At 58.6% G+C, this 5,405-nt stretch carries 5 protein-coding genes; 1 reads left to right on the top strand and 4 read right to left on the bottom strand.

What is annotated here, in order from left to right:
- A partial coding sequence (locus QZ517_RS19460) for a hypothetical protein (RefSeq protein ID WP_294230528.1) occupies nt 1-694 on the top strand: 694 nt, incomplete at its 5' end.
- A 24-nt stretch (nt 695-718) separates the two neighbouring features.
- On the opposite strand, the gene QZ517_RS19455 is transcribed toward QZ517_RS19460, so the two are convergent.
- From QZ517_RS19455 to QZ517_RS19440, 4 genes are all read right to left on the bottom strand, one after another.
- Nucleotides 719-3,283, bottom strand: coding sequence for a TIGR02302 family protein (locus QZ517_RS19455; RefSeq protein ID WP_294230525.1), 2,565 nt, complete (start codon nt 3,281-3,283; stop codon nt 719-721).
- Nucleotides 3,284-3,304: 21 nt separating this feature from the next.
- Complete coding sequence (gene lysA, locus QZ517_RS19450) at nt 3,305-4,585, bottom strand: diaminopimelate decarboxylase (protein WP_294230522.1); 1,281 nt, start codon at nt 4,583-4,585, stop codon at nt 3,305-3,307.
- A gap of 84 nt (nt 4,586-4,669) precedes the next feature.
- A complete protein-coding gene (locus QZ517_RS19445) occupies nt 4,670-4,987 on the bottom strand; it encodes a DUF2834 domain-containing protein (protein WP_294230519.1) in 318 nt (105 codons plus the stop codon).
- Between the two features lie 103 nt (nt 4,988-5,090).
- On the bottom strand, nt 5,091-5,288 hold the full coding sequence (locus QZ517_RS19440; protein ID WP_164644957.1) for a hypothetical protein: 198 nt from the start codon (nt 5,286-5,288) through the stop codon (nt 5,091-5,093).
- Nucleotides 5,289-5,405: the final 117 nt, after the last annotated feature.

Genomic DNA, 5,405 nt, shown 5'->3' with positions numbered 1-5,405 from the left:
TGAGCCTGAGCCTGAGCCTGAGCCTGAGCCTGAGCCTGAGCCTGAGCCTGAGCCTGAAAATGTAGCGCTCGACCAGGATGTCAAGGAAACGGAACCCGAACCCGCCCCTAAACCGCGCGGCCTTGACGACTCTGTCAAAGACATCCTGCGAGAAGAAGTTGAATACGAGAGCCAAGCCCGCGCTGCCGAACAACCTCAGAGTTTAGAAACCCAAGGTGATCTGGGTTTGGATCAGGGCGAAGATCGTCCTGTGGAAACAGCTCGCAAACCCGACACAGCCGCGGCACGCATGCGCCGTTTGCGCGGCGAAGACGACGCAACCACAGCTGCGGCTGTCGCCTCTACTGTGCGCAGCAGCAAAGAGACCCGTCGTGATTTGTTGCCCGACATTGAGGAAATCAACTCCACCCTGCGCACCACAGGGGACTCGCCACGCAACCCGGACTTGGGACAAAAGACCGGCAGCAATGCCAGTCGGGCGCGCGGTTTCCGTTTGGGCTTTGCGCTGGTGCTTTTGATCGCCGGGGCTGCTGTGTTTGTCTACAGTTCACACGATAGTCTCAGCCAAAGTTACCCGCAGGCCGCGCCTTACATTGACGGTTTCATGGCCTCTGCCAACGGCGCACGTATCTGGTTGGATGATCAGGTCACTGGGCTGTTTCTGAAACTTAATGCAGTTACGGGTAAGTCTTAACCACGGCGGTTCCGGCCAATCTGGTCAGAACCGCTCCAGCAACCGTTCCAGATAATTCCGCTCGGACTCCGAGCGCTCTGCATCCCCGGCTCGGCGACGAATTTCGTCCAGCAAACGCCGCGCCTGGCGATACACATCTTCGCCCTGCAATAGGCCTTCATCTGTGCCGGACGCCCCACGATTGCCTTGGCTGCGACCCAACGGGTCTTGAGCATTGCCTTGCGCTTCCGCCGTGCCTTGTTGGCCTTGCTGTTGCTGCTGTGCCATTGCTTCGCCAAGGTTACGCAGGCCATCGCGCAGCGCGTCCATCGCTTCTGCTTGCCGATCAATGGCTGTGGCCAGATCGTCTTCACGCAGTGCGTCCTCAGCGCCCTCCATCGCGCCTTCGGCCTGGCCCAGCGCTTCTCGCGCCGCATCCCCTTCGGGAGTGCCCTGCCCTGGTAGATTTTGCATTTGACGGTTCAATTCTTGACGCAGAGCCTGCTGGCGATCCTCAAGCGCGCCTTGCTCATCGCCATTGGACTGTCCAGTTTCCCCGTCGCCTTCGCCCTCACCGTCCCCTTCACCACCGGTGCCGTCATGTGCCTGACCGCGCCCCTCGCCACCGCTGTAGCCTTGGTTTTCTTGCGACTGACCGCTCTGCGCTCCGGGATTAAACTGCTCCTGCAACTCACGGAACGCCTCATCTGACAGCCCCTGCTGCTCGCGCAGCGTATCCGCCAGGCCTTCCATGGCCTGCTCACCTTGGTTTTGCTCGCCTTGGCCCTGGGTAACCCGCATGTTCTCCATGAGTTGTTGTAACTCTTCCAGCGCTTGCTGCGCTTCCGCCATACGACCTTCTTCCATCAGCTCTTGGATACGATCCATCATACGCTGTAGGTCGTCCTGACTCATCTGCATGGAGTTTTCAGCGCTCTGCTGGTCTTCGCCTTGCTCGCCGTTCTCCTGTTGGCGTCGCGCCAACTCGCGCATGTAGTCCTCGGTCGCCTCCCGCAGTTCCTGCATCAAACGCGCAATTTCTGCGTCGCTGGCACCGTTCTTCATGGCTTCCGACAACCGCTCCTGCGCCTGCCGCAGCCTCTCTGCCGCACTGCCAAGATCACCATCTTCCAAATTCAGCGCCAATTGCCACAAGGCCTCGGCCAACTCATCCCGCTTCTCTTCAGACAGCCCATGAGAGACGTTCACTTCCAACCGTCGCAGGATCGTCCGGAACCGCAGGTAATCCGTCTCCCGCCGAAACACACCATCTTCGGGGCGATGCGACACTGCCCGCATCACCTGCGCCACCCGCTTGCCATTCTCACGCGACCACAGCAAATCACGTCGCATCTCAATCACTGCCGCTGCCAGCGGATCAAAGAACCGCCGCGCCGGCAGCTCAAACTGCAACACACCGGTCTGCCCTTCCAACCCGGCGTCATCCTCAACGGTCAATGTAACGGTCACTGCCAAATGCGCCCAAGGGTGTTCCGAAAAGTCTTCAATCAAGGTCTCTTCAAACGACGCCCGATCGCCAGAGATCGGCAAGGGCAATTCCACCACCACCGCCTCTCGCGGCTCCGGATCCACGCGCAACCCGTACTGACGGGTCACACCTTCAAGGTCCAACCCCACAACCGCCGTCCCCCCAACAACGCCGTAGTCATCAGATGCATGAAACGGCAGGGTCATCTCCCCTCGCCCTGACGCCTCGACCTGCCCGCTCAAAATCACCTTCGGCGCGCGGTCATCCTGCATCACGATGTTCCACACGGCACCACCCGGCCCGGCTATCTCCAGATCCCCGGTCTGACGTACATCAAAGCTCTGTTCCGGCTCTGCCGCGCTCTCAATCGCGCCGAGGCGACCAGACACGGTCTCCGCCACCGTCAGCGCGCCCACCTCGCCATAAAGGCGCAGCAAAACCCGGCTGCCCTCCGGCAACACAAGCTTGCCCGCAGGCTGATCATTCAAATAAAGCGCAGGTTTTCCGGTATAACTTGGCGGCTCAATCCAGCCTTCCCAGGTTGGCCCACTGGCCAATGCCGCGCCGCCGCCCGGCCCCAATTCCCGCACCGAAGATAAATTGGAAAACGACCCTCCAACAAACGCAATCATCAACACCAAGATCGCCGTGTACCGCAGCCCAAAAGGATCCAATCGCGAAATCCGCAAATCCGGCTGCACCGCTTTGGCACCTTCAGTCTGTGCTGCCATGCGCGTTTGGTGGGCCTGCCACAGTGCCTGTGAGGCGGCATCGTCTTTGCCCACTGCAGGCGTATCTCGCAGTGCCGCAATTGGCCGTCCAGGCAAAGTGGCATCTAGCCTTGCAATCGCCATGTCACGCGAAGGAATCCTAAGCTGTCGCGCGCCACGCACCAAAAAGACGGCCATCGCAGCCGCAGCCAAAAATCCGAAAATCCAAATCATTTCCAACGGCAGATGATCCTGCACGCCCATCATGAGCGCAGCCAGAACCACAAAAGCAATGGTCCACACCGGCCAAAACGCACGGGTGAATGATTCTGCAAACAGACCCAAACGGGTCAGGCCAATGACCCACCGGAGGTGCAACAGGGCTGCATCAGAAGGGGTTTGACGGGTCACGGCGCTCCTATCGGTTGGCTCTTAGTCGCTGGTCTCGCCCAGCCACTCAGGAATGCTATCCCGATTTATCATCTCTTCATAGGTTGGCCGTCGGCGGATAACCGCAAATTGATCATCTTTCACCAGAACTTCGGGGATCATCGGTCGCGTGTTGTACTCACTCGCCATCACCGCGCCATAGGCCCCCGCACTGCGGAAAGCGATCAGGTCTCCATCCGTTAGCCGCGCCATGTTGCGGCCTTTGGCAAAAGTGTCCCCAGACTCACAGACCGGTCCTACGATGTCATACTGCGCTGGCTCCTGCCCCGGTTCCGCCTCGATAACTGGCACAATGTCGTGGTGCGCCTCATACATCGCGGGACGGATCAGATCATTCATCGCACCGTCAATGATCAGGAATTCGCGGTCTTCTCCAGATTTCACATAGATCACTTTGCAAACCATGATGCCCGCATTGCCAGCAATCAAACGGCCCGGTTCAATCTCGATCTCACAATTCAAATGGCCCAGCACGCGCTTCACCATCGCGCCGTACTCCACCGGCAACGGCGGCGCAGAATTTGAGCGCTCATAGGGGATACCCAACCCGCCACCAAGGTCGAGGCGTTTGATCTCGTGCCCGTCAGCACGCAACTGTTCGGTCAGTTCCGCGACTTTCTTGTAGGCCGCCTCAAATGGCGCAAGCTCGGTCAACTGGCTGCCAATATGCACATCAATGCCGATAACTTTTAGGCCCGGCAGGGATGCCGCCAGCGCGTACACTTCTTTGGCGCGGCTGATTGGAATGCCAAATTTGTTCTCAGACTTGCCCGTCGCAATTTTGGCATGGGTCTTGGCATCCACATCCGGGTTCACACGAATGGTGATTGGCGCGTCGACACCCAAGCGGCTCGCCACGGCACTGATCGCCGCCATTTCGGGCTCGCTTTCCACGTTGAACTGGCGAATGCCACCGGTCAGCGCCAGCTCGATCTCGTCTTCGGTCTTACCCACACCGGAAAACACAATTTTATCACCCGGCACCCCTGCAGCCTTGGCACGCGCATACTCACCACCAGACACCACATCCATACCCGCGCCCAGTGCCGCGAGGGTTTTCAGGATCGCTTGGTTGGAGGCCGCTTTCATGGCGTAACACACAAGGTGGTCTGTGCCTTCCAGCGCCTCATCAAAAAGGCGGAAGTGGCGCTCAAAGGTCGCAGTGGAATAGCAATAAAACGGCGTGCCAACCTGTGCGGCAATTTCCTTTACCGGCACATCTTCCGCAAACAACTCCCCATCGCGATAAAGAAAATGATCCATAGTGCCGTCTCCTGCGTGCCGCTAGCGTCGTTCGGCCTCCCTCATACGCCGCGGCGCAGCGCCGATCAATCCTTCAGCGGTGACTTACTTCACAGGCTTTGCCCGCAGGAACAGATAAAGCGGCAAGCCACAGCTCACGCCAATCATCCAAGTCGCCGGAATCGCCAAAAGCGCAATCCAATTGCGTCGCACCCAGACCTCAACCAATATCCACAAGTTCAGCGTGATGGCCGCAATCACCAGATCCCAATAAAGGCCAGTCACCGCCTCATTCGCCTTCCAAAGCGCCACCAAAGCCTGCAAGTTAAACCCGTTTGTGGCGAGCCAAGGCCCCAGATACATCATTGGCTGGATTGCGCCCCAAATGGCCAATCCCAGAAATACCCAACGCAATGGTGACATATCTTCCCCAATCCAAAAAATGAGCAGCACCACAGATCGGGCGCCGCCTTAGCTTTAGGTCAGAATGTCCTGATTAGGGATGTGCTTTCAAGGGGCTAAGCGCTTAGCAGCCGTACCAGCGGCATCCGCCGCCCACAGAGATGCTCACCGTGCCATTCGTCACGCCAACGCTGCCCGAAGTATGCACCCCATCAGAACCTATCCCGATATTGGCATTGGCCCGCGGCGTCCAAGGTTCTCCGTCCACACCACAGGCGGCCACGACCGCCAAACTCAGACAGGCAAAAACAACGCGGAACATAAGGGGTCTCCCGTGGCAGCAGCGCCGATCTGAGCACTTGCACCCCCAGTGCAATTCTCATCGACACGGCCACCATACGGAAAAACCATAACAATTGAAAAGGGGAAACAGCGCCCT

Source organism: uncultured Shimia sp. (assembly GCF_913054185.1).
GTDB lineage: Bacteria > Pseudomonadota > Alphaproteobacteria > Rhodobacterales > Rhodobacteraceae > Shimia.
This window is presented reverse-complemented; position numbering and strand designations above follow the sequence as displayed.